At 68.0% G+C, this 21922-nt stretch carries 20 protein-coding genes and 2 tRNA genes; 12 read left to right on the top strand and 10 right to left on the bottom strand.

Annotated features, from left to right (window positions below):
* The first annotated feature begins 37 nt into the window (after positions 1–37).
* Positions 38–1039: a methylmalonyl Co-A mutase-associated GTPase MeaB gene (gene meaB, locus PKD89_RS05505; protein ID WP_289010335.1), complete on the top strand. Its 1002-nt coding sequence runs from the start codon at positions 38–40 to the stop codon at positions 1037–1039.
* A 128-nt stretch (positions 1040–1167) separates the two neighbouring features.
* Here the strand turns inward: meaB and PKD89_RS05510 are convergent.
* Positions 1168–1251, bottom strand: a tRNA-Leu gene (locus tag PKD89_RS05510).
* A gap of 159 nt (positions 1252–1410) precedes the next feature.
* Between PKD89_RS05510 and PKD89_RS05515 the strand changes: the two genes are divergently transcribed.
* The 8 genes from PKD89_RS05515 to PKD89_RS05550 all read left to right on the top strand — a co-directional run bounded on the left by PKD89_RS05515 (position 1411) and on the right by PKD89_RS05550 (position 11457).
* Positions 1411–2067, top strand: a complete 657-nt coding sequence (locus tag PKD89_RS05515) for a DUF3662 and FHA domain-containing protein (RefSeq protein WP_287376423.1) — start codon at positions 1411–1413, stop codon at positions 2065–2067.
* Positions 2068–2113: 46 nt separating this feature from the next.
* Entirely contained in the window at positions 2114–2578 is a 465-nt protein-coding gene (locus tag PKD89_RS05520; protein ID WP_289010334.1) for an FHA domain-containing protein, read from the top strand.
* Entirely contained in the window at positions 2575–4023 is a 1449-nt protein-coding gene (locus PKD89_RS05525) for a Stp1/IreP family PP2C-type Ser/Thr phosphatase (protein WP_289010333.1), read from the top strand. The genes PKD89_RS05520 and PKD89_RS05525 overlap by 4 nt, the downstream gene beginning before the upstream one ends.
* A gap of 14 nt (positions 4024–4037) precedes the next feature.
* A complete protein-coding gene (locus tag PKD89_RS05530; protein ID WP_289010332.1) occupies positions 4038–5369 on the top strand; it encodes an FtsW/RodA/SpoVE family cell cycle protein in 1332 nt (443 codons plus the stop codon).
* Positions 5366–6922, top strand: a complete 1557-nt coding sequence (locus tag PKD89_RS05535) for a peptidoglycan D,D-transpeptidase FtsI family protein (RefSeq protein ID WP_289010331.1) — start codon at positions 5366–5368, stop codon at positions 6920–6922. The genes PKD89_RS05530 and PKD89_RS05535 overlap by 4 nt, the downstream gene beginning before the upstream one ends.
* A gap of 103 nt (positions 6923–7025) precedes the next feature.
* Positions 7026–9092, top strand: coding sequence for a Stk1 family PASTA domain-containing Ser/Thr kinase (gene pknB / locus PKD89_RS05540; protein WP_289010330.1), 2067 nt, complete (start codon positions 7026–7028; stop codon positions 9090–9092).
* Between the two features lie 77 nt (positions 9093–9169).
* On the top strand, positions 9170–10138 hold the full coding sequence (locus PKD89_RS05545) for a PASTA domain-containing protein (protein WP_287394342.1): 969 nt from the start codon (positions 9170–9172) through the stop codon (positions 10136–10138).
* Positions 10135–11457 (top strand): PASTA domain-containing protein, encoded by a 1323-nt coding sequence (locus tag PKD89_RS05550; protein ID WP_289010329.1) that lies wholly within the window; start codon positions 10135–10137, stop codon positions 11455–11457. The genes PKD89_RS05545 and PKD89_RS05550 overlap by 4 nt, the downstream gene beginning before the upstream one ends.
* On the opposite strand, the gene PKD89_RS05555 is transcribed toward PKD89_RS05550, so the two are convergent.
* Positions 11458–12120, bottom strand: a complete 663-nt coding sequence (locus PKD89_RS05555; RefSeq protein ID WP_289010328.1) for an anthranilate synthase component II — start codon at positions 12118–12120, stop codon at positions 11458–11460.
* A 47-nt stretch (positions 12121–12167) separates the two neighbouring features.
* Between PKD89_RS05555 and PKD89_RS05560 the strand changes: the two genes are divergently transcribed.
* Complete coding sequence (locus PKD89_RS05560) at positions 12168–12587, top strand: hypothetical protein (protein ID WP_287376443.1); 420 nt, start codon at positions 12168–12170, stop codon at positions 12585–12587.
* 138 nt (positions 12588–12725) lie between these two features.
* On the opposite strand, the gene PKD89_RS05565 is transcribed toward PKD89_RS05560, so the two are convergent.
* Both PKD89_RS05565 and PKD89_RS05570 read right to left on the bottom strand, forming a co-directional pair.
* On the bottom strand, positions 12726–13133 hold the full coding sequence (locus PKD89_RS05565; RefSeq protein WP_289010327.1) for a hypothetical protein: 408 nt from the start codon (positions 13131–13133) through the stop codon (positions 12726–12728).
* 93 nt (positions 13134–13226) lie between these two features.
* Positions 13227–14432 carry a thiolase family protein gene (locus PKD89_RS05570; RefSeq protein ID WP_289010326.1) on the bottom strand — a complete coding sequence of 402 codons (1206 nt, stop codon included), beginning with the start codon at positions 14430–14432 and terminating at the stop codon, positions 13227–13229.
* Between the two features lie 198 nt (positions 14433–14630).
* Between PKD89_RS05570 and PKD89_RS05575 the strand changes: the two genes are divergently transcribed.
* A complete protein-coding gene (locus PKD89_RS05575; protein ID WP_289010325.1) occupies positions 14631–16418 on the top strand; it encodes an AMP-dependent synthetase/ligase in 1788 nt (595 codons plus the stop codon).
* Positions 16419–16461: 43 nt separating this feature from the next.
* On the opposite strand, the gene PKD89_RS05580 is transcribed toward PKD89_RS05575, so the two are convergent.
* The 4 genes from PKD89_RS05580 to PKD89_RS05595 all read right to left on the bottom strand — a co-directional run bounded on the left by PKD89_RS05580 (position 16462) and on the right by PKD89_RS05595 (position 19728).
* Positions 16462–16935 carry a DUF983 domain-containing protein gene (locus PKD89_RS05580; protein ID WP_289010324.1) on the bottom strand — a complete coding sequence of 158 codons (474 nt, stop codon included), beginning with the start codon at positions 16933–16935 and terminating at the stop codon, positions 16462–16464.
* Positions 16936–17166: 231 nt separating this feature from the next.
* Complete coding sequence (locus PKD89_RS05585; protein WP_289010323.1) at positions 17167–18096, bottom strand: hypothetical protein; 930 nt, start codon at positions 18094–18096, stop codon at positions 17167–17169.
* A complete protein-coding gene (locus tag PKD89_RS05590; RefSeq protein ID WP_289010322.1) occupies positions 18093–19373 on the bottom strand; it encodes an ISL3 family transposase in 1281 nt (426 codons plus the stop codon). The genes PKD89_RS05585 and PKD89_RS05590 overlap by 4 nt, the downstream gene beginning before the upstream one ends.
* Positions 19374–19428: 55 nt before the next feature.
* On the bottom strand, positions 19429–19728 hold the full coding sequence (locus PKD89_RS05595; RefSeq protein ID WP_289010321.1) for a hypothetical protein: 300 nt from the start codon (positions 19726–19728) through the stop codon (positions 19429–19431).
* Positions 19729–19870: 142 nt separating this feature from the next.
* Between PKD89_RS05595 and PKD89_RS05600 the strand changes: the two genes are divergently transcribed.
* The gene (locus PKD89_RS05600) at positions 19871–20740 is read left to right on the top strand and encodes a maleylpyruvate isomerase family mycothiol-dependent enzyme (RefSeq protein ID WP_289010320.1); all 870 of its coding nucleotides are present in this window, start codon (positions 19871–19873) and stop codon (positions 20738–20740) included.
* A 110-nt stretch (positions 20741–20850) separates the two neighbouring features.
* On the opposite strand, the gene PKD89_RS05605 is transcribed toward PKD89_RS05600, so the two are convergent.
* Both PKD89_RS05605 and PKD89_RS05610 read right to left on the bottom strand, forming a co-directional pair.
* Positions 20851–20924, bottom strand: a tRNA-Ala gene (locus PKD89_RS05605).
* Positions 20925–20995: 71 nt separating this feature from the next.
* Positions 20996–21877, bottom strand: coding sequence for an AIM24 family protein (locus PKD89_RS05610; RefSeq protein WP_287376457.1), 882 nt, complete (start codon positions 21875–21877; stop codon positions 20996–20998).
* Between the last annotated feature and the right edge of the window lie 45 nt (positions 21878–21922).

The following is a 21922-nucleotide window of genomic DNA, read 5'->3' on the forward strand; positions in this document are numbered from 1 at the left end:
CGGGCGGGGTGCGCCCCGGCTGTAGCTTGGACGCCCGATGGCTGCGCCGTGGGACGTCGAACGTTACGTGGAGGGCACTCGCTCCGGAGACCGGGCGGCCGTCGCCCGCACGATCACCCTGATGGAGAGCAGCCGTCCGGACCATCGGGAGGTCGCCCGCGAGGTGCTCAGGGCGCTGTTGCCGCACACCGGCGGGGCCCAGCGGGTGGGCATCACCGGGGTGCCGGGCGTGGGCAAGAGCACGTTCATCGATCAGCTGGGCGTTAACCTCACCGCCGCCGGCCACCGGGTGGCGGTGCTGGCGGTCGACCCCTCCAGCTCGCGCACCGGCGGGTCGATCCTGGGCGACAAGACGCGCATGTCCCGGCTGGCGGTGGACCCGGCGGCCTTCGTTCGTCCGTCGCCCACCGGCCGCACCCTGGGTGGGGTGACCAGCGTGACCCGCGAGACCATGCTTGTGTGCGAGGCCGCCGGGTACGACGTGGTGCTGGTCGAGACCGTCGGCGTTGGCCAGTCCGAGACGGTCGTCGCCGACATGGTCGACATGTTTTGCGTGCTGATGCTGCCCGGTGCGGGTGACGAACTTCAGGGCATCAAAAAGGGCATTCTGGAGTTGGCCGACCTGGTGGTGGTCAACAAGGCCGACGGCGACAACGTCAACCGCGCCCGGCTGGCGGCAGCGGAGCTGAAGCGGGCGCTGCACCTGCTGGTGCCGGCGAGTCCCAACTGGTCGCCGCCCGTGCTGATCGCCTCGGCCCTCGCCGACACCGGTCTCGATGAGCTCTGGGAGCAGGTGGGCGAGCACCGACGGCGGATGACCGCCTCGGGCGAGCTGGAGCAGCGACGACGCGACCAACAGGTTCGCTGGCTGTGGGGCCTGTTGGAGGACCGCCTGATGGCCGAACTGCACAGCAACGAAGCGGTGGCCTCGGCGGTGTCCGCCGCCGAACGTCAGGTTCGGGATGGGCAGATCCCCGCACCGGTGGCTGCCGAGACGGTATGGGCGAGCTATCGCTCCGAGGTGGCCCGGCTCGACTGACCGCCGGGTTCGATCGATCCGCCGCTCTGTCCGACGAGCTTGCTCAACCGCCCGGAGGGGGCGCCATCGAAGGTGCGCCGCCCGTGATCCGGAGCCGGGAGCCGGTCCTGCCGGGAACTTTTCTGTTGTGCGCGAGGAGGGACTTGAACCCTCACGTCCTTTCGGACACTGGAACCTGAATCCAGCGCGTCTGCCAATTCCGCCACTCGCGCGTGGCTTGCCCGGCCCAGCGTAGAAGGTTCGCGGCCCCGGCGCACACCGACGGGGCGCAGGCCCTTGCCCAGGTACTCGCCGACCGGCGGGGCCGCATCGGTCGCTTGGGATCGGGAGGGTTAACCCCCTGCGGTCCGCCGGTGGGTATCGTGTGAGCTGTGGGTATCCAAGGATTTGAACGTCGGCTGGAAAACCTCATCGAGGGCACCTTCGCCCGGGTGTTCCGCAGTGGTCTCAACCCGGTCGAGCTGGGTCGCAAGCTGGTCCGCACGCTGGACGACAAGCGCTCGGTCGGTGTCAACGGACGGGTGATCGTGCCGAACGACTTCACGTTCGTGCTCGCCGAGGACGACTACGAGCAGATGGCCGACATGGCCGGGGTGCTCGCCCGCGACCTGGGCGACGCAGCGCGTGAGCACGCTCGTGACATGGGCTACTCCTTCGCCGGACCGATTCAGACCACCTTTGCCGTGTCGACCGACCTTCGTCCGGGGGTATTCGAGGTGGAGGCGGCCCACAAGGAGGGCGACGGCTCGCCGGTGGGAAGCCTGCTGTTGCCGACCGGCGACCGGGTTCCGTTGGGTCAGTACGTCGTGTCGGTGGGCCGTCAGACCGACTGCACGATCGTGCTCGGCGACCCCAAGGTGTCCCGCCGCCACGCCGAGGTGCGCCCGTCGGGAAGCGGTTTCGTGCTCGTCGACCTCAACTCGACCAACGGCAGCTACGTCAACCGGCAACGCATCAGCCAGCACCAACTGGTCGACGGCGACGAGCTGGGCTTCGGTCACACCTACTTCTTCTTTGAAGCGTTCTGAGTCGGAGCGTCCCCGGGTGCCCTCCCGGGGCCGGTAATCTTTCGCCGTGCCCGAGCAGCTGCTCAACCTCCTGAAGATCTGTCTTCTCGTTCTGTTGTACCTGTTCTTTCTGCGCGTGCTGCGCGCCGTCTGGGCCGAGGTCAGCGTGACCAACGGGGCGTCGGTGATCGCAGGAACCGATCGGCGTCGCTTCGGTCGGCGGCGTTCCACCGGCGGCGCCAAGGCGCCTCAGGGACTGCGGGTACTCGAACCGCCGGATTGGGCCGGACGGGCGATGGGCATGGCGCCGCACATCACGATCGGGCGAGACCCCAGCTCGACGCTGCCGATCTCCGACAATTACCTGTCCCATCACCACGCCCGCATCGTCGACCGGGACGGCGATTACCTGTTGGAAGACCTGGGGTCGACCAACGGCACCTACCTCAACGGCAAGCGCATGACCGCACCGGCGCCGCTGCGCCGAGGCGACCGGGTGCAAGCGGGCAACCTTGTGATGGAGGTGACATGACCTCCTTCACCTGGGGTGGAGCCACGCACACCGGTCAGGTCCGGGCGATGAACCAGGACAACCTGGTGACCGCCGACGGTCTGTTCGCGGTCGCCGACGGGATGGGCGGCCACCTCGGCGGTGAGGTGGCCTCCGAGCGGGCCGTCCAACTACTCAAGGATCGGGCACCAGCCGGGCTGGAGGCCCTGATCGACGCGGTGAGGGCGGCCAACCTGGGCGTTCATACCGAGGCGGCGGGCAACCCCGAGCTGCGGGGCATGGGGACAACCCTGGTGGCGGTGGTCGGCACCGATGACGGACTGGGGTTGATCAACGTCGGCGACTCGCGCATCTACCTGTACCGCGCCGGCGTGCTCAAGCAGCTCTCCGAGGACCACTCGCTGGTCGAGACGATGGTCCGCCGGGGTGAGATCACCGCTGAGGCCGCGCTCACCCACCCCCAGCGCAACGTGGTGTTGCGCGCGCTTGGGGTTGACTCCGAGGTGGACCTGGACGCGTGGACGCTCACGCCGGCAAACGGCGACCGCCTGGTGCTGTGCAGCGATGGGTTGTTCAACGAGGTCTCCGGCGTGCAGATCGCCGGGATCCTGGAGAGCAACGCCGATCCGCAGGCGGCGGCGGACCGCCTGGTCGAGGCGGCCAACGAGGGGGGAGGGCGGGACAACATCACCGTGGTGGTCGTCGACGTCGAGGCCGACGCCGTCAGCTCTCCGGTCGAGGATCGACTCACGCAGGTGCTCTTCGCCGACCAGGCGGCGCGGGCACGAGCCGACGACGCCACCCGCGAGGTGGCCGTTCCGGTCGGCGCACGAGCGCCGGAGGAACCCGACGAACCGCTCCCCCCGGCGCTCTCGCCCGAAGTCGGTCCCCCAAACCAGGATGCGGATCGTGTTCCCGCCGACGACGATGGGGCCGACGCCGACGAGGTGTCCGAACCGGTCGGGGCGGCGCCGACCCGTTCGCTGTTGCGAACCCTTGCGTTCCTGATGGCGATCATCGTCACGTTTGGGGTGGCGGCGGCCGGCGTGGGCATGTGGGGGCGCATGTCATGGTTCGTCGCGCTCTCGCCCGACGACCAGGTGACGATCTACCAGGGACGACCCGGCGGCTTCCTGTGGCTGGAGCCGACGGTCGCTGAGCGCTCGACGCTGCGGCCCGACGACCTCGAGCAGGCCGACCTGCTGGAGATGGACGGGGGCAAGGTGGTCGGCAGCCTGAACGCGGCCGAACAGTACGTGGAGAACCTGCGCAACCGCGCGATCGAACGGGCGACGACGACCACCCGGGCCACGACGACGACAAAGAAGCCGACGGCGACGACCAAGAAGCCGACGGCGACGACCCTCAAGCCGCCGACGGCCACCACCGCCCCACAGCCAAGCGTCACGACCAAGGCGAACTCGCTGCGGAGCCCGGTGGCCCGCCCGCCGATGGGCGCGCCCTAGATGAACGGCCCTGCATGAACGGCAAGGACCGACGTACCACCGAGCTCGGCCTGATCCTGCTGGGCCTGGTGATCATTGGCGCCGCCTACACCCTGGCCGGCCTGGGCAGCCGGGCCTCGTTGCCCGCCGATGTGGTGCCGTTCCTCGTCATGATCGTCGTCCTGGTGCTGATCGCGCACCTGGCGGTGCGACGTCTGGCCCCCAACGCTGATGGGATCATCCTGCCGGTGGTGGCACTGCTCAACGGGCTCGGTTACGTGTTCATCGCCCGTATCGACCAGGACCTGGCCGTCCGCCAGGCCGGTTGGACCGCGGCGGGTGTGGTGGCGTTCGTAGCGACGCTGGCGCTCGTGCGACGGGTCAAGAGCCTGGCGGACTACGGCTACACGTTGTTGTTTCTCGGCCTCGGGTTGTTGTTGTTGCCCCTGCTGCCCGTGATCGGCAAGACGATCAACGGAGCCCGGATTTGGATCGGCGTGGGCCCCTTCTCGGTGCAGCCCGCCGAGTTCGCCAAGATCGCCCTGATCCTGTTCTTCGCCACCTATCTGGTGACCAACCGGGAACTGCTCGGGCTGACCAACTGGCGGGTGGGCCCGTTGCACCTCCCCGCTCCCAAGTTCTTGGCCCCGGTGCTGCTGGCCTGGGGAGTCGCCCTGTTGATCATGGTCGTGCAAACCGACCTGGGCTCGGCGTTGTTGTTTTTCGTTCTGTTCCTGTCGATGCTGTGGATCGCCACCGAGCGCCTGATCTATCCGGTGGTCGGCGGGCTGTTGTTCGGTGTGGGTGCCACGCTGGCGTGGACTCAACTCGGTCACGTGCAGGACCGTGTGGCGGCCTGGTTGAACCCCTGGGACCTGGCCGACGGCTCTGGCTTTCAGATCGTTCAGGGAACCTACGCGTTGGCGTGGGGCGGCATCGGCGGGCAGGGGCTGGGCCGGGGCTACGGCATCCAGGGCTTGGGCAAGGCCTTCGTCGCCACCGACTCGATCTTCGTGATCATCGGCGAGGAGTTGGGGATCTTCGGCTCGACGGCCGTGTTGGCGGCATTTCTGTTGATCGCCGGCGCCGGCTTTCGCATTGCGATGCGGGCCGATGACCCCTATCACAAGCTGCTGGCTGCAGGACTGACCGTGTCGCTGAGCTTCCAGGCGTTCGTCATCCTCGGCGGGTTGTTGCGGGTGTTGCCCTTGACCGGCATCACCTTGCCGTTCCTGTCCTATGGAGGTTCGTCGCTGATCGCCAACTACGTGTTGGTGGCACTGCTGCTGCGAACCTCCGATGAGGTCTCGACCCGTGCCGAGGGAACGGCTCGCGGCGGCCGGGTCCGGGTGGGGACGAACGTGTGAACGTCCAGATCCGGCGGCTGGCGGTGGGGATATTGGTGCTGTATTCGGCGCTGTTTGTGCGGCTGAACGTTGTGCAGGTGTACTCGGCGGGCGACCTCAACGCGCGCGAGGGCAACAACCGCCAGGTGCTTCGAGACTTCGATCGCCCGCGAGGCAAGATCCAAACCTCCGACGGCACGGTGCTGGCCTTCACCACCGAGACCGGAGGCGACGGCTTCGAGTACCAACGCAACTATCCGACCGGCGAGCTGTTTGCCCAGGTCACGGGCTACTTCACGCTCGGGCTGGGGTCGACCGGCGTCGAGCGCAGCTACGGCGACGACCTGTCCGGCCAGTCGGGCGCGTTCGAACTGCGGGCGCTCACCAACCTGTTCGATTCCGAGGGGACGACGGGCGACGTCGTGTTGTCGATGCGCAACGACGTTCAGGAGACCGCACGCGACGCTTTGGGCGACCGGCGCGGGTCGGTGGTGGCCCTCGACCCCCGGACCGGGGAGATCCTGGCGTTGTGGTCCACGCCGTCCTACGACCCCAACCTGCTGGTCGATTCGACGGGCAGCGAGGCCATCCGGGTGAAGACCCTGCTCGACGAGTCACCGGACAAGCCGCTGCTCGCCAGGTCCTTTCGCGAGTTGTTTGCCCCGGGCTCGACGTTCAAGGTGGTGACCGCCTCCGCCGGTGTGCGTTCGGGTGCGGTCACCATGGACACGCCGTCCTACCCACAGCTGACCGAGTGGACACCTCCCGGCACCACCAAGGCGATCCGCAACTTCGATGGCGCCCTGTGCGGCGGTCCGCTCGACGAGATCCTGCGGGTGTCGTGCAACACGAGCTTTGCCGAGATGGGTGCCCGCACGGTCGGGCCCGACCAGTTGGTCGAAACCGCCGAGGACTTTGGCTTCGGTTCCAAGCCACCGATCGACATTCCGGGGGCGGTCGCCTCGGAGATCCCCACCGATTACGGCCGCCCGCTCGGACCTTTCCCCGACGGCGAGGGTGGCACGGTGTACGAGAACACGGCCGGGTTGGCCCAGGTTTCGATCGGGCAGGGCGATGCCCGGGCCACACCGCTGCAGATGGCGATGGTGGCCGGCGCGATCGGCAACGGGGGGATCGTCATGGAGCCCCACGTCGTTGCCGAGGTACGCGACACCGAAGGCGATGTCGTGCGCGAGATCGAGCCCGCCATCTGGAAGCGGCCGCTCGACCAGAAGCAGGCGGCGGTGGTGAGAACCGCGATGGACGGCGTGGTCGACGACGGGACGGCGGAGGCTTTGGACATCGAGGGCTTCGAGGTGGGTGGCAAGACCGGTACGGCCCAGACCGTCGCCGGCGAGGACCGCTCGCACGCCTGGATTGTCGGGTACGCCGGCGTCGAGGGGGAGGCTGCCGAGGTTGCGGTGGCGGTGATCGTCGAGGCCCAGCAGGGCATCTCCGAACAAACCGGGGGCCGGGTGGCCGCCCCGATCGCCCAGAGGGTGCTGCGCACCGCCCTCAACCCGGCGCCGGTATCGGCGCCGGGCGATCTTCCCGGCCAGCTCGGAGGCAACTGATGAGGCCAGAGCGCACCCCGGGAGGCACCTGCGTGAAGGGATCCCGCCAACGGAGGGCCGATGCCCCAAAACCGCGTCGGGCCACCGGTAGTGTAGGCACACGATGACGCAGCAACTCGAGGTGCTGAGTGATCGCTACGAACTGCACCGCAAGCTGGCCACGGGCGGCATGGCGGACGTGTGGCTCGCTCGCGATCGGGTGCTCGATCGACCGGTCGCGGTCAAGATCATGTTCGCCCAGTTCGCCACCGATCCGCTGTTCGTCGAGCGATTCCGACGCGAGGCCAAGTCGGCGGGCAACCTGAACCATCCCAACATCGTCGGCGTTTACGACTGGGGTGAGCAGGGCGGCACGTACTTCATCGTCATGGAGTACATCGAGGGCCCGTCGGTGGCCGAGGTGCTCAAGTCCGAAGGCCCGCTCCATCCCCGCCGGGCGGCCGAGATCGCCGCCGACGTCGCCGAGGCGCTGAGCTTCGCCCACGTGGAGGGGGTCATCCACCGGGACATCAAGCCGGGCAACATCATGTTGACCAAAGCCGGGCGGGCCAAGGTGACCGACTTTGGCATCGCCAGGTTGGCGACGGCCCCCAACAACGAGCTGACCAAGGCCGGCTCGGTCATGGGTACCGCCACCTACTTTTCGCCCGAGCAGGCCCAGGGCCACACGCTGGATGGTCGTTCGGACCTGTATTCCCTCGGCGCGGTGCTCTTCGAGATGCTCACCGGCCAGCCGCCGTTCCAGGCCGAGTCGCCCGTGGCCATCGCCTACAAGCATGTGCAGGAACGACCCCGGCGACCGGCATCGATCCAGCCCGGCCTTCCCTTCGCCATCGAGGCGATCACCCTGCGGTTGCTCACCAAGAACCCGGCCAACCGCTACCCCGATGCAACCGAGCTGCGCGACGACCTGCACCGGTTCCTTGCCGATCAGACCACGCGCGCCGAGCTGGCGCTGCAGCGCTCCCAGCAGGCCGCACCCGCCGCCACGGCCGCCACGCAGGTGGTCACCACCACGCCCGGTGTTGGCGACGCCACCCAGGTGGTGGCCGCTGCGCACCCGGAGGACCCCGACGACGAACTGACTCCGGAGGAGGAGCCGTCGCGCTCCAAGCGGTTCGCCATCATCCTGGCGGCCCTCCTCATCCTGGCGGCGTTGATCGCCGGCGGGATCGTCGCCGCGCTCAACGCCGGCAGCAGCACCCGGGAGGTGCCCGACGTGATCGATCGGCCCCTCGCCGAGGCCACCGACCTGCTCGAGGCCGATGGGTTCAACGTCGAGGCGGTCGCCGAACCGAACGACAACGTCGAGGCGAACATCGTCTACCGCACCGACCCGGCGGCCGGGGTCGAGGCCGATGAGGGCTCGACCGTCACCGTGGTCTACAACCCTTCGGCCGAGCCGGTCGAGGTTCCCAAGGTCACCGGCCTTCCGGTCGACGAGGCGTTGAAGCTGCTGGCGAGCAAGGGATTTCGCAACGTGGAAACCCAGGACGCCGAGGGCGCCCAAGGTGAGCCGGGCACCGTGGTGAGCCAGAACCCGGTGGCGGGCAGCGAGAAGCCGGTGAAGGACAAGGTCGTCTTGCGCATCGTGCCGATCCCGGTGCTCAAGGACATCCCCGAGGTGGCCGGGCTCTCCCCGGACGAGGCGACGGCCAAGCTGCAGGCGGCTGGGTTCGTCGTGGCCAGCACCAGCTCGGAGGCTTCGAACAGCACGCCCAACGGCAAGGTGACCCGTACCGACCCGACCGGCCGTGTGGAGCAGGGCAGCGAGCTCACCCTGTTCGTGTCGAGCGGTCCGTCGAGCGTGAAGGTGCCGACGGTGGAGGGCAGCACCGAGCAGGCGGCGCGCCAGCGCCTCCAGGAGCGGGGCCTCAAGGCGGCGACCGAAACGGTCCGGACCGAGGATTCGTCGCTGGACGGGGTGGTGTTGTCATCCAACCCCGAGGGTGGCGAGTCGGTGGACGCCAACTCGACGGTCACCCTGCGGGTGGGCAGCTACCGGGCCCCGCCGACCGCAGCGCCGACGACGGCGCCGCCGGCCACCGAGCCCCCGGCGACCCAGCCGCCGGTCACCCGTCCCCCGGCGACGACGAGGCCGCCGACGACATCGCCGCCCCCCAGCACCACGGTGGCGCCGACCACGACAGAACTACCAGCGGGCGACTGAACATGACCGATCCGACCCCATCGTCGGGACGCGGAGACGCACCGGTGACAGCGGATCGACAGCTCGGCCAGCGAAGGATGACGTTCGCAGAGCTGCGCCGCCGGGGCTTCGAGTCCGGCCAGCTGGTCGTCCTGAGCTTCCTCCTGGTCCTGGGCGCCGGCATTCCGTTGCTGGCGCTGTCGCCGACGCTCAACCCGGCCGACCTGCTGTTGGGCCGGTACCGGTTTCAGGAAACCCCGGACCTGATCGGGTTGACCCAACCAAAAGCGATCCAGGCGCTCGTTCGCGAGGGTTTGGACTCGACGGTCCGCTTCGATTACTCGGCGACGGTGCCGAGGGGTGAGGTGGCCGCCCAAGACCCACCGTCGGGCGATCCGGTACGGCGCGGTGGCAAGGTCACCGTCACCGTGTCTCGGGGCAAGGCGGAGTTTGTTGTACCCAAGTTGGTCGGCACCACCAGACGGTCGGTCGAGAAGCTCTTTGCCGACACCGGGGTGGCCCTCGACATTGCCGAGTTCCCCACCGAGGACGCTGTCGCCGGCGAGGTGATCCGCCAGGATCCGTTGCCCGGCGAAGTGGTTCGCTCCGGCGACACGCTGGCGCTGGTGGTGTCCCAGGGCGCCCAGAAGCGGAAGGTGCCGGAGGTGCGCAGGCTGCCCGCCGCCGGGGCGGCGTTCATCCTGGGCAACGCCGGGTTCGTCGTCGATGGGGTCACGTTGGAACGGGATCCGTTCCTGCCCAAGGGGGCGGTGGTCCGAACCGATCCGGCGGTGGGCAAGAACCTGAACAAGGACACCGTGGTCGAGTTGGTCGTCAGCGATGGACCCCCTCAGGTCAAGGCCCCCACCCTGGTCGGCACCCAGGAGACCCAGGCCCTGGAATCCCTGGAGTCGATCGGCCTGGTGGCGGCGACCACAACCCGGTTGGTGGGTCCGTCAGACCCGATCAACGGCGAGGTGCTGACCCAAAAGCCCGATGCCGGCACGTTGATGGATCCGGGCCAGGTCGTCGAGATCTTGGTGGCACGCGGGGGGACGCCGGGATGAGCCTGCTCTCGACCCAGCCGGTCGACGTCGAGCCCGAGGATGGCGTGGCCAACGCCGAAGCAGCCGCCAGCGCCGAACCAGCTGCGCCGGGGGGTGCCGCCGAACCCGGCGGGGTGACCGATCCCGCCGGAGTGCCAGATCACACCCGGGTGACCGAGATCGGCGACTACGAGGTGGTCGAAGGTGGTCAGCGTTGGACCTCGCTGGCGGTGGCGCTCATCGCGCTGGTGTTGTTGATGTGGCTGGCGGTCGATGCGTTCACCCAACGCCTCGGCATCGAGCGCGACGTGGTCGTTCCCGACATCCAGGTTCAGGACTTCAGCGGCCAGGGCCTGGCCGATGCCCAGCGCGAGGTCGAGGCCGGCGGGCTGGTGGCAGCGATCGAGTTTCGCGCCAACGACCTGGAGGAGTTCCCCCCAGGCACCATCTTCACCCAGCGTCCTCTGCAGGGCGCCAAGCTGCCGGCCGGGTCGCGGGTGACCCTGGTCGCGTCGTCGGGGCCGTCCCAGTTCGTCGTTCCCGACGTGGCTGGCCAGGAGTTGGACGAGGCCCAGCGCCTGGTGAGCGCCATCGGGCTGAAGCCCAAGGCGGTCCCTCAGTACTCGGACTCGGTGCGGGTCAATGAGGTGATCGAATCCCGTCCGCGGCCGGGCACCGAGGCTGCGGAGAACAGCGAGGTCGAGATCGTCGTGTCGGCCGGATACGCCCCGCGCAAGGTGCCCAAGATGGTCGGCCTGCCGGCGGAGGAAGCGCTCAACCTGCTGGGCCGAAGCGGTTTGGGTGCCGGCGACCTCGACACGCAGTACCGTGCCGGCGCCGAGGAGGGAACCGTGCTCGAGGTGTCGCCGAACGTCGGGACCGTGCTGTCGCGCAACTCGGCGGTCAACGTGATGATCGCCGGTCCGCCCCCGATGGTCGGCGTGCCCTCGGTCGAGGGTCTGGGCCGGGAGCGAGCCGAGGGCGAGGTGGCCGACGCCGGGCTGGATGCGAGGGTTCTCGTTCTGCGCGTTCCGCTGGGCAGCCCCGATGACGGCCGGGTGATCAGCCAAGGGGTGCCTCCTCAAACCGAGGTGGCCCCCGGGTTTGAGATCGAGCTCATCGTCGGGCAGGCACCACCACCTCCGACAACGCGACCGCCGCCGCCGACCGTGCTGATCACGGTGCCACCGACCGCGCCTCCGACGACGCAGCCACCTCCGACGGAGCCTCCGACGACGCAGCCGCCTCCGACGGAGCCTCCGACGACGCAGCCACCTCCGACGCCGCCGCCGACGACCCAACCGCCCCCCGTCACTGGGACCCCACCGGTCCCGGGCTGATCAGCTGGGCGAGGATACGACCGGCGGCTGCGGTGCCGGCCGGCCGGCCAGCGTCAGAAAATTGCCGAGCAGTTGGTGGCCGGCGACGGTCAGGATCGACTCGGGGTGGAACTGGACCGCCTCGGTGAGCTGGTGGCGATGGCGCAGGCCCATCACCAGCCCGTCGTCGCTGCGGGCGCTGATCTCGAGGTGCTCGGGCACGGTGGCCTCGTCGACGATCAGCGAGTGGTATCGGGTGGCCACCAACGGGTTGGGCAATCCGGCAAAGACGCCCCGACCATCGTGATCGATCGACGAGGTCTTGCCGTGCATCACCTGCGGTGCGCGCACGACCGACGCTCCGTTCACTTCGCCCACGCATTGCAGGCCGAGGCAGACGCCGAAGATCGGTACCTCGCCGCCGAGCTCCCGGAACACCGCCTTCGAGATCCCCGCTTGCGGGGGCCGCCCGGGACCAGGCGAGATCACAACCCCGGCGGGGCTGAGGGCACGAATCTGCTCGATGGTCACCGCATCGTTGCGAAACACCTGCGGTGCGACCCCGAGCTCGCCCAGGTACTGGACGAGGTTGTAGGTGAAGCTGTCGTAGTTGTCGATGACGACGATGCCGGTCGGCGTCGCCCCGACGGCGGGTGCGGGGGCGGACGCAGCGTGGGCAGGCACGGGGGCAGGCTACCCGTGCAGGCGGTGTGGGCCGGTAGGCTGAGGCGATGGCCAAGCCCACCAAACGTCGAGTTGAGGGCGAGCATTCTCGCCGAGTGACCCCCAAGGCAGGCGCCGCAGCCCCCGCTAAGGCACCCTCGACGGGTGCTGCAAGCGATACCTCGACCGGCGCCGACCAGAGGCCGTCGAAGCCGGGCACCGCAGCCTCTGACGCCACGCGTCGGTCGAAGCGGGTCACCGAGCATGCCGAGTCCCGCCGTTACACCCCGCCGAGCCCTGTCGACATGCCCTCGCCATGGTGGGTGCCCGCCATGATGTGGACGTTCATCGGTGCGGGCGGACTGGCGATCATCTTGAACTACGCCGAGATTCTGCCCGGGACGAGCAACGGTGCCAACGGCTGGTACCTGATCGGCGGCCTGGTCGCCATCCTGGCGGGCATCATGACCGCCACCCAGTACCGCTGAGCACAACCCCGACCGATATCGCCGGGCGAGGGTAGGGGAGTGACGCCAGGCGGGGTGTGAAGTTACACCGGTGTCACTTAACCCCAGGTTTATCCACAGGTGGGGATAACCGGTTCGGAGGGGGTCGGCGCGATCGGGTTACTCCTTCGGCGTGATCAGGTCCATGTCCTCCATGCAGTGGCGGGGAGGTTCGGGATCCTCTTCGAGCGCGGCGGTCATGCGCACCTCGGTGCTGCACAGGCTGCAGCGGTACACCAGCTTCACCTTGCGCAGCGTCCCAGGGTCGGGCGGCGGCGGCAACGGTGTGGCAACCGAACGGGCCATGGCGATGCCCGGAAACAACAGCAGGCCGATCGCAATCACGGCGATGACAGCGCGCCAGGGGCCGACGCCCCAGATGCCGACCATCGCCCCCCAGACGGCCGCGCCGAAAGCCGCCCTGAATGCCCAGGCGCGAAGCCGCGAGTGCCCAGCCGGGGCCGGGCTGGGCGCTTCGTCGGCTGACGGCCGGGTCGCCGGGCTCAGCGCTGGGGTCGTGTCGTCCACGTCACCAGTCTGGCCCGGCGCCCTGCTCCGGACACACCGCCGCTCCCGTTGACAGCGGACCAGGCCGAGTCAGCGGGCATGGGGGCGGGGCGCTCAGCCCAGGCGCTCGATGATGGCGGCGTTGGCCAGGCCACCGCCCTCGCACATCGTCTGCAGGCCGTAGCGGCCGCCGGTGCGCTCCAGCTCGTTCACCAGGGTGGCGAGCAGCTTGGTGCCCGATGCGCCCAGCGGGTGGCCCAAGGCGATGGCGCCGCCGTTGACGTTGACCTTGGCGTCGAAGGTCTCATCGTCGAGGCCCATCTCCGCCTTCCAGGCCAGCACGACCGAGGCGAAGGCCTCGTTGACCTCGAACAGGTCGATGTCGTCGATGCTCATGTTGGCGCGCTCGAGCACCTTCCGTGTCGATGGGATCGGTCCGGTCAGCATGGTCACGGGGTCGACGCCGGCCAACGAGAAGGCGTGGAAACGGGCCCGCGGGGTGAGCCCCAGCTCGGCGGCCTTCTCCTCGCTCATGATCAGGGCAGCCGAGGCGCCGTCGGTGATCTGCGAGCTGTTGGCCGCGGTCACCTTGCCGTCGGGCTTGAAGGCGGGCTTCAGCTTGGCCAGGCCCTCGGCGGTGGTTCCGGGGCGGATCCCCTCATCAGCGGTCACCGGGGCATCCTCGATGGTGACGTCGCCGGTCTCCTTGTCGCGGCGGCGACCCTGCACCGGGATGATCTCGTTGTCGAAGCGGCCCTCGTCACGGGCACGCTCGGCGAACTGCTGGGACCGGGCACCGAAGGCGTCCAGGTCTTCGCGGCTCAGGCCCCACTGGTCGGCGATCATCTCGGCGGAGATGCCCTGCGGGACCAGCCCACCCTGCTCGGAGTAGCGGTCGTTCATGCCCTCGGTGAAGGGAAACCCGACGCCTTTGGAGACCGAGGCGCCCATCGGCACCAGGCTCATCTCCTCGACACCGGCGGCGACGACGACGTCGTACGCACCGGCCATCACGCCCTGGGCGGCGAAGGTGTAGGCCTGCTGGGACGACCCGCACTGCCGGTCGATCGTGGTTGCCGGCACCGTATCGGGCCAGCCGGCGGCGAGGACGGCGTTGCGGCCCACGTTGAGGGCCTGGGCGCCCACCTGCATGACGCAGCCCACGATGACGTCGTCGACGATCGCCGGATCGAGGCCGTTGCGCTCCTGGAGCGCCTTCAGCGCCTCGGCGGCCAGGTCGGCCGGATGCCAACCCGACAGGACACCGTTGCGCCTTCCCCCTGGGGTGCGGACGACATCGACGATGACTGCGTTTGGCATGGAGTACTCCCGATGGTGGTGATCGTTGCTGGCTGAAACGGCCTCTTGACCGGACGGTCAAGTCTTCCTCAGCCCGGGGGAGGGGGTCAACCACGGGTTGTCACGGCGGTCTGTGACCCAACGCACATCAGCGCGACTACCCTGCTCTCAGACGTAGACGAGCATCCGCATCGAACGGGTGCCACGGGGAGGACCACCATGCCGCTAACCGACCAAGAGATCCTGAGCCGAGTCGAGGGTCAGACCGTGCCGACCGCGTTCATGGCGACGCTGGCCGAGCATGGCGATCTGGTGGCGCTTCGCTGGATGTCGGGCGAGGACTGGTTGCAGCTGACGTTCGCCGAATACGCCGATCGTGTGGCGATCGCCGCTGCGGGGCTGCGGGCGTTGGGGGTGGGCCCGGGTGACCGCGTGGTGATCATGATGCGCAACATGCCCGAGTTTCACATCGTCGACATGGCGGCCGTCTTCCTCGGTGCCACCCCGATCTCGATCTACAACAGCTCCTCGGCCGATCAGATCGCCTACCTGGTCGGTGACTGTGAGGCCAAGGTGGCCGTACTGGAGCATCAGGGCTTTCTCGATCGCTTCCAGTCAGCTCGCGACCGGCTGCCGGCGCTCGAGTCGATCGTCACGCTGCACGACGGGGGCGACGGCACGGTGGCATGGGACGACTTCATGGGCCACGACCCGGTCGACCTGTCCGTCGAGGTCTCCAACGCGTCGCCCGAGGACCTGGTCACCGTCATCTACACCTCGGGCACCACCGGTAACCCCAAGGGTGTCATGTTGAACCACCTCAACGTGGTGTGGACCGGCGAGTCGCTGCGCGAGACCTTCCCGTTCGACGAGACCGCCGGCGTCAAGGTGATGTCGTATCTTCCGATGGCCCACGTCGCCGAACGCATGGTCTCGCACTATGCCCAGACGATCTTGGGCTTCCAGGTGATCTGCTGCCCGGAGTTCTCCGAGCTCACCACCCACATCGGGGCGGTGCACCCCCAGATTATGTTCGGCGTGCCCCGGGTCTGGGAGAAGATTCACGCCGGCATCAGCGCCGCCCTGTCCGCCGACCCGGAGAAGGAGCGCCAGGTGGCCGAGGCGGTCGAGGCAGCGCTGCCGATCATGGTGAAGATGGACGCGGGGACTGCAACCGAGGACGAGATCGCCACCTGGAACTTCCTCGACGAGGTTGCCTTTTCCACCATCCGGGCGCTGCTGGGCTTCGACGAGATGATGCTGGCCGTTTCGGGCGCCGCACCGATCTCCCAGGAACTGTTGTCGTGGTTCCGGGCGATCGGCATCAACCTGTGCGAGGTCTACGGCATGTCGGAGTCGAGCGGCCCGATGACCTTCACCGTCGAGAAGCCCAAGGTGACGGGAGCGCCGGCGATCCCTGGATCCGAAGTGGCACTGGCCGACGATGGCGAAGTGATCTTCCGGGGTTCCAACGTGTTCGTCGGCTACCTCAACCAGCCCGAAAAGACCGCCGAAACGCTCATCGATGGTTGGCTCCATTCCGGCGATATCGGCACGATTGACGAGGACGGATACCTGACGATCGTCGATCGCAAGAAGGAGCTGATCGTCACCGCCGGGGGCAAGAACATCAGCCCCGCCAACCTGGAGGCCGAGCTGAAGATGATCGACATCGTCGGCCAGGCCGCCGCCATCGGGGATCAACGCAAGTTCGTCTCTGCGTTGTTGGTGCTCGACCCCGATGTGGCCCCCGTGTGGGCCAAGAAGCAGGGCATCGAGTTCGAGTCGCTCGACGACCTGGCTCAGGACGAGCAGGTGCGGGCCCACATCGACGAGGGCGTCGCCGAGGCGATGGACGGGTTCAACAGCGCCGAGGCGGTGAAGCGTTGGGTGATCCTCGGCGACGAGTGGGAGCCGGACTCCGACGTGTTGACCCCGACCTCCAAGCTGAAGCGTCGGGGCATCCTGGCCCGCTATCAGGACGAGATCGACTCGATGTACGCCTGAGCACTGCCGACGGGGTGGGCCGCTGGCCCGTCGGCCGGAGGGTTCAGTTCAAGTCGGGCCGTGCCGGCACCTTGGGTTTTGTGCGGGCCTTGGCGGCCCGCGGCGAGTTTCCACTCGGCAGCACCCGAGGTGCATGTGGGGCCTCGTCGTCGCGCAGCGGCGACAACAACAGGTCGATCGCCAGCCAAAGAGCCTTGGTGAACGGCAGACCCGCCAGCGACACGAAGATGGCCCAGCTCACCGCGACCACGGTCAACGGCACGGTCGGGATGTCCGGTTGGGTGAGCACCACCCCAATGGCGACGACGCCCATCAGCGATGCAAACGTCACGATCGTATTCATGCCGATCGCCCCGATGAAGGTGCCGGGCTCCCGCTCGAAGCGCAGCCCGCATCGGGGGCAGTGCTTGGCCAGGTTGAACCACTTGGAGAACAGGTGGCCCGAACCGCACACCGGGCAGCGCCGCGTCGCCCCGCGGAACAGGATGCGATACGAGGTGATACCCAGCTGGGTCATGGTCGTGGGCGGCTCGCCGCTGGGCCGGGTCGGGCGCGGGCGGCCGGTGCGTGGGTCGATTCGGGTCACTGGATCCTCACAGGCGGTGCGGCCGCAGCGGCTGACGACCGCCTTCACTCTCCCCCGCTGCGGTAGCGGGATGCCAGTCGCCTGTTCGTCATCGGCTCGAGGAGAGAAGCGGAATCCGTCGACGGTGCCGGTGGCGACCCTCGATGGCCGTCGGACTCATGCTCATGCGGACGCAGCCACGTGAGCCAGATCGGACAGCAGGGTCCGGAGGGCTGAGGCGTGTTCGATGGTTGCGTCGACCCCAAACGTTCGACCTACCAGTGCGTTGGGCTTGGTGGGCAGCCCGCCGGGCAGCGCCGAGATCCCGGCCTCATAGTCCGTCAGCGCCGAAGCGATGCTCGGCGTGGCGAGAGCTGATGCCGGGTCATACCCCAGCGTGAGGTCGGTCAGGCTGCGCCAGCCAGTTTGGCCGGTAGGAAATACCCACGCCACCGAGAGCGCTTCGGGACGATCGCTCGTCGCCACCCGGATGGAAGCGCCGACGGTGCCCCAGTTGATAAGGAGGCCCTGCCCCTCGCAGAAGTCGAGAAACTCGTCGAGCCAGGCCCGATGGTGAGCGTCGGTTTCCTTCTCAAGGAACTGCGCTCGGTTCAGGATCGAGGAGCTTGATGCTCTCGTCGTTGTAGCGGCCGGCTTCAATACGGTGCGCGCCTCGAAGGCTTCCAGCCCAGCTCCGTTGGTGAAGTGGATCAACTCCACCAAGTAGACGCCGGCGCCGGTTCCGGTGCTGTTCAGATACTCGGCGGTTCGTTCCATCGTGGAGGTAAAGCGCTGCGCAACGACGGCGAAGTGAAATCGACCCGCATCTAGCGCCACCCGGACGCGCTCGCAGAATTGGCTTCGGTCCTCCTCCGGCCAGGAGTCGCCCCACGTGGCTTCGGCGGCATCGAAGAGAGATCCAGCATGGCGGCTTGGGGCACCGTTCGGGCAGTACGCCCCACCGAAGTACTGCAGGGCCACCGTCGTTTCGAACTCGTCATAGGACATGCCCCACAGGTCGGCGCCGTAGTCCATCGCCTGGGCGAGGGCGCCGCGGAAATCGGGGTTCTTGGGTCCGGTCTTGAACTCGGCGACCAGGATCTGTCGGCTCATCGGATTTCAGCGGGGTTGAGGGTTGGGAGTAGGTCCCAGTTGGGGCCGCCGGCGTAGAGCAACGCTCGGATCCGGTAGTTGGCGAAGTTGCGGAACCCGAACGCGGCTCGCTTGACGCGTTTGATCAGGTTGTTGACGGCTTCTGTTGGGCCGTTGGACACCCACGAGTGGTGCCACGCTGCGATCTGGTGGGACCAGCGTTGCAGTGTCCGGCCGAGCTGGCGGATCTCCGGTGGCGCCTCGTCTTGGAGGTCGGCTGCGAGCCTGGTGACCCACGCCAGGGCGGTGTCGGGATCCCGCGTCAAATAGATGTCGCGTACACACTCTTTCGCGATCCACGCGGTGCGAACTTCGCCGTCAGGATCACCGGCCAGCAGCAGGCCTCGCAGGCGTTCTTTGCGGTCCTCTGGCAGCCGCTCGTCGGCGATGACCAGCAGCTTGCGGGCCCGGTAGAGCGGGTCACCCTTGTGGCCCCGATGGCCGAGCTGTTCGGTCTGAACCCGTCGACGAACCAGATCGAGTTTCAGGTTGGCAAGCTTGACGACGTGGAACGGATCGGCGACCTGTGTCGCGTTGGGCAGCGCAATGTCATAGACCCGCCGGTAGGGCCCGGACAGGTCGAGCGCCGCCCATTTCACGCTCGAACACCACGCCTGTCCTTGGTTGGTGAACCACTCGATCGGCCCGGCAGAGTTGCGGCCGGCCACGACATCGAGGAGCCGTCCGGCACGGACATCGACGATCCCGGTCAACCATTCCTGGGTGCGAAACGGGCCCCGTCGGACCGCGAGTGTTTCGTCGATCCCGATCGCGTCGGGTGTGCCGATCCTGTCGACATCAGCGTCGAGAAGCGCTTGTCCCCAAGCGGTCACGGCGGTGTTGACGGTGTGCCAGTCAGCACCGAGCTCACCGGCGACCTCAGACACGGTGCGGCTGTGCTGGCCGACCTGGACACATGCCCACATGCCGGCCCGGCGGGTGAGACGCTGGCGTGGCGACGCAATGGCGTGGTCGACCTCGACCCATGACCCGGCCGGACAGCGCGCCTCGGGGCACCGCCACCGGCGTTTGCGCCAACACAGCCGGGCTGGCCGGCCGAAACAAGCCAGGTCGACCAGCATCGTCGGCTGGTATTCCTTCAACGTCGCAGCCACACCACAGTCGGAACAGAACGCCCGGCTAGTGCGAGTCTGGACCGTCACCTCAACGAAGTCGCCGCCAGCGTCGTCAACCCCGAGGACATCAACGTCACCAAGTCCGACAAGCAGCTCGCACATACGCGTAGCATCAGTTTCCACAGGGGCTCTCCATCATCTGATCGGCTCAACACCTTCAGATTTGCAGAGCCCCTGTACCGCGCACGCGGACCCCCACACCCGGCCCGACCCCGCTCATTTCCGATGTGCCGATCTGTCCGCTGGGCGCGATTGCGACGAGGTCGGGAGCTCCCGATGGCAGTGAACACTCGCGGCCGACCACCATCAACGGACCCGACCAACCGAACTCCTCGATGGGGATCATCGTGGGGTGTTCGTTGAGGTGGGACTGAAGCTGGGCCTCGTCGTGTGTCATTACTTCGGTGAGCAGCGGCATCTTGCCGTCTGGTGTCAACACGATGATCCTTCTCGCCATCAGGTCTCCGTTCAGGGCGTCGTTGCGCCCGCGTTCGGACGACGCCATCAGCGTATGGCCCGAGCGCCAGCGGACAGCCGCCGATCACACGGCGTCGCCACTACGGTCGCGAGACGACCAAGACGATGACCCGGGGGCGCGCATGACCGATCACGACCAACCCAGCCAGGCACGCGGAACAGGCGAACAGGTGGTGGCTCTGCTGTCCGAGCAGTTCGCCGCCGTGCGGGCCCTTGCCGACGAGGTCCCCGACGAAGCCTGGGCTGGGCCGACGGACCTTCCGGGGTGGACGGTGCAGGACTGTTTCAGCCACATGATCGGCGTGGAACGGGGCATGTTGGGGCACAGCGAGGACACGCCCTCGGTCGATCACCTGGCGCACGTCGACGATGACTTCTCTCGGATGGTCGAGGCACCGGTCGAGTTGCGCCGCAACCGCACCCCGACGGAGGTGCGCTCCGAACTCCACGACACCCTCGCTGAGCGACAGAGCGCCTTGGAGGGCTTCGGCTCCGAGAAGTTCGACGAGGAGTCGTGGACGCCCGCCGGGCCCGGCACCTACCGCGACTTCATGGTGATCCGGTTGTTCGATCTGTGGATGCACGAACAGGACGTTCGCCACGCGCTCGACATGCCCGGGCACCTGTCCGGGCCGGTGGTGGCCTCGGTGCTTGCCAACAATGCCGGTAGGGCCCTGCCGCTGGTCGTCGGCAAGCGGGCCGACGCCCCGGTCGGCGCGGTGGTGGCGATCGACGTCGTCGGGCCCACCGAGGCGTCGTTTGTCGTCCAGGTCAACGACGTGTCGGGCAAGAAGCGGGCGGCGCTCATCGACCCGGGCAGCTCCGGCAACCCGACGGCCACGGTCGAGGTCGATGTGGACACGTTCATGCGGCTGTGCGGCGGCCGCGTCGGCGCCGCGTCGTTGATCGAGGCTCACCCCGATGCGGTCACCCTTGGCGGCGACGTGACGCTAGGTCGGGCCGTCGTCAACAACCTGGCCTTCACCCCGTGACGGCGGCGGCGCCAGGGACCGGCGGTGCCACCCCCGCCGAACCGGCCAAGTAGACCGGGGGGTAGGACCGCCGATCCGTCGCCCTGGGTTGAAAACTGCCTCGACTGAAGTGGAGCTGACGGGACTCGAACCCGTGACTTCCTGCTTGCAAAGCAGGTGCTCTAGCCAACTGAGCTACAGCCCCAATGAATTGCCCATGATACTCCGGTCTCGGTGCTGATCCTCCAATGGATGGTCCAGCGTTCGACCGGTTCGTCAGGCGTTTGCGATGGAGCGCCCTTCGGAGGGCTGCACGATGACGATACCGTCGCCTTGGAACGTGAGTTGTACCGCCTCGCCCGAGCCGAGGCCGATGGCCGCCTTGGCCTTCATCGTGCGGTTCAGGCCGGTCTGCAGGTTGGAGCTCCAGGCCACGACGGCATCGGTGTCGACGAACGTCGGGGCGTCGGTGCGCAGCACCACCGGGTCGCCATCGGTGGTGATCGCCACCCAGCCGCGTCCCTCAAGGCGGGTGTTGAACAGCCCCCCGGCGGCCATGCCGGCGCCCTTGATCCGCTCGATGTCCCAGGTGAGCGTCGGCTCGAAAGCCAGGATGCTGCGGCCGTTGACGGTGAGGCCGCCACCCTCGAGGTGGATGATGTGCACCTGGTTGCCCTGGTCAGCCAGAAACAGTTCGCCCTGCCCCTTGCAGCGCATGAGGGCCAGGCCTTCACCGGTGACGGCCTTCTTCATGAACTTGGCCATGCTGGAGCCTTCATGGTCGAAATCGATGTTGCCCTGCACGGCCACCATCGAACCCTGCTTGGCCAGCAGATCCTCACCCAGCACCACCTTGAGCAGCCGGCTGTTCTGCTTGACCACCCGCTGACCCGAGCCGACCTCGGCGTAGCGCGCATCGCTCAACAGGTCGGTGCGGATCCCGGCCACCAGCGTGTTGCCGGGGGTGGTGGTGCCGGGTGCCGCTGCGGTCGCCCCGACGGTGGCTCGGGTCGGGTCATCACTGGGTCGGGACGCAGAGGTGGGCGTTGCCGCCGTGATCGAAACCGCGTGGGTTTGCGCAGTCCATTGCGACCCGTCCCAGTAGCGCTGTGCGGACGGGTCGGACGGGTCGGGGTACCAGCCGGCGGGAGTATTCATCGGCGACACGATAGGACGATCAATGGTCAAGCGCAGGTTTCCGGG

Source organism: Candidatus Neomicrothrix sp. (assembly GCF_035329545.1).
In the GTDB taxonomy this organism is placed as follows: Bacteria; Actinomycetota; Acidimicrobiia; order Acidimicrobiales; family Microtrichaceae; genus Microthrix; species Microthrix subdominans.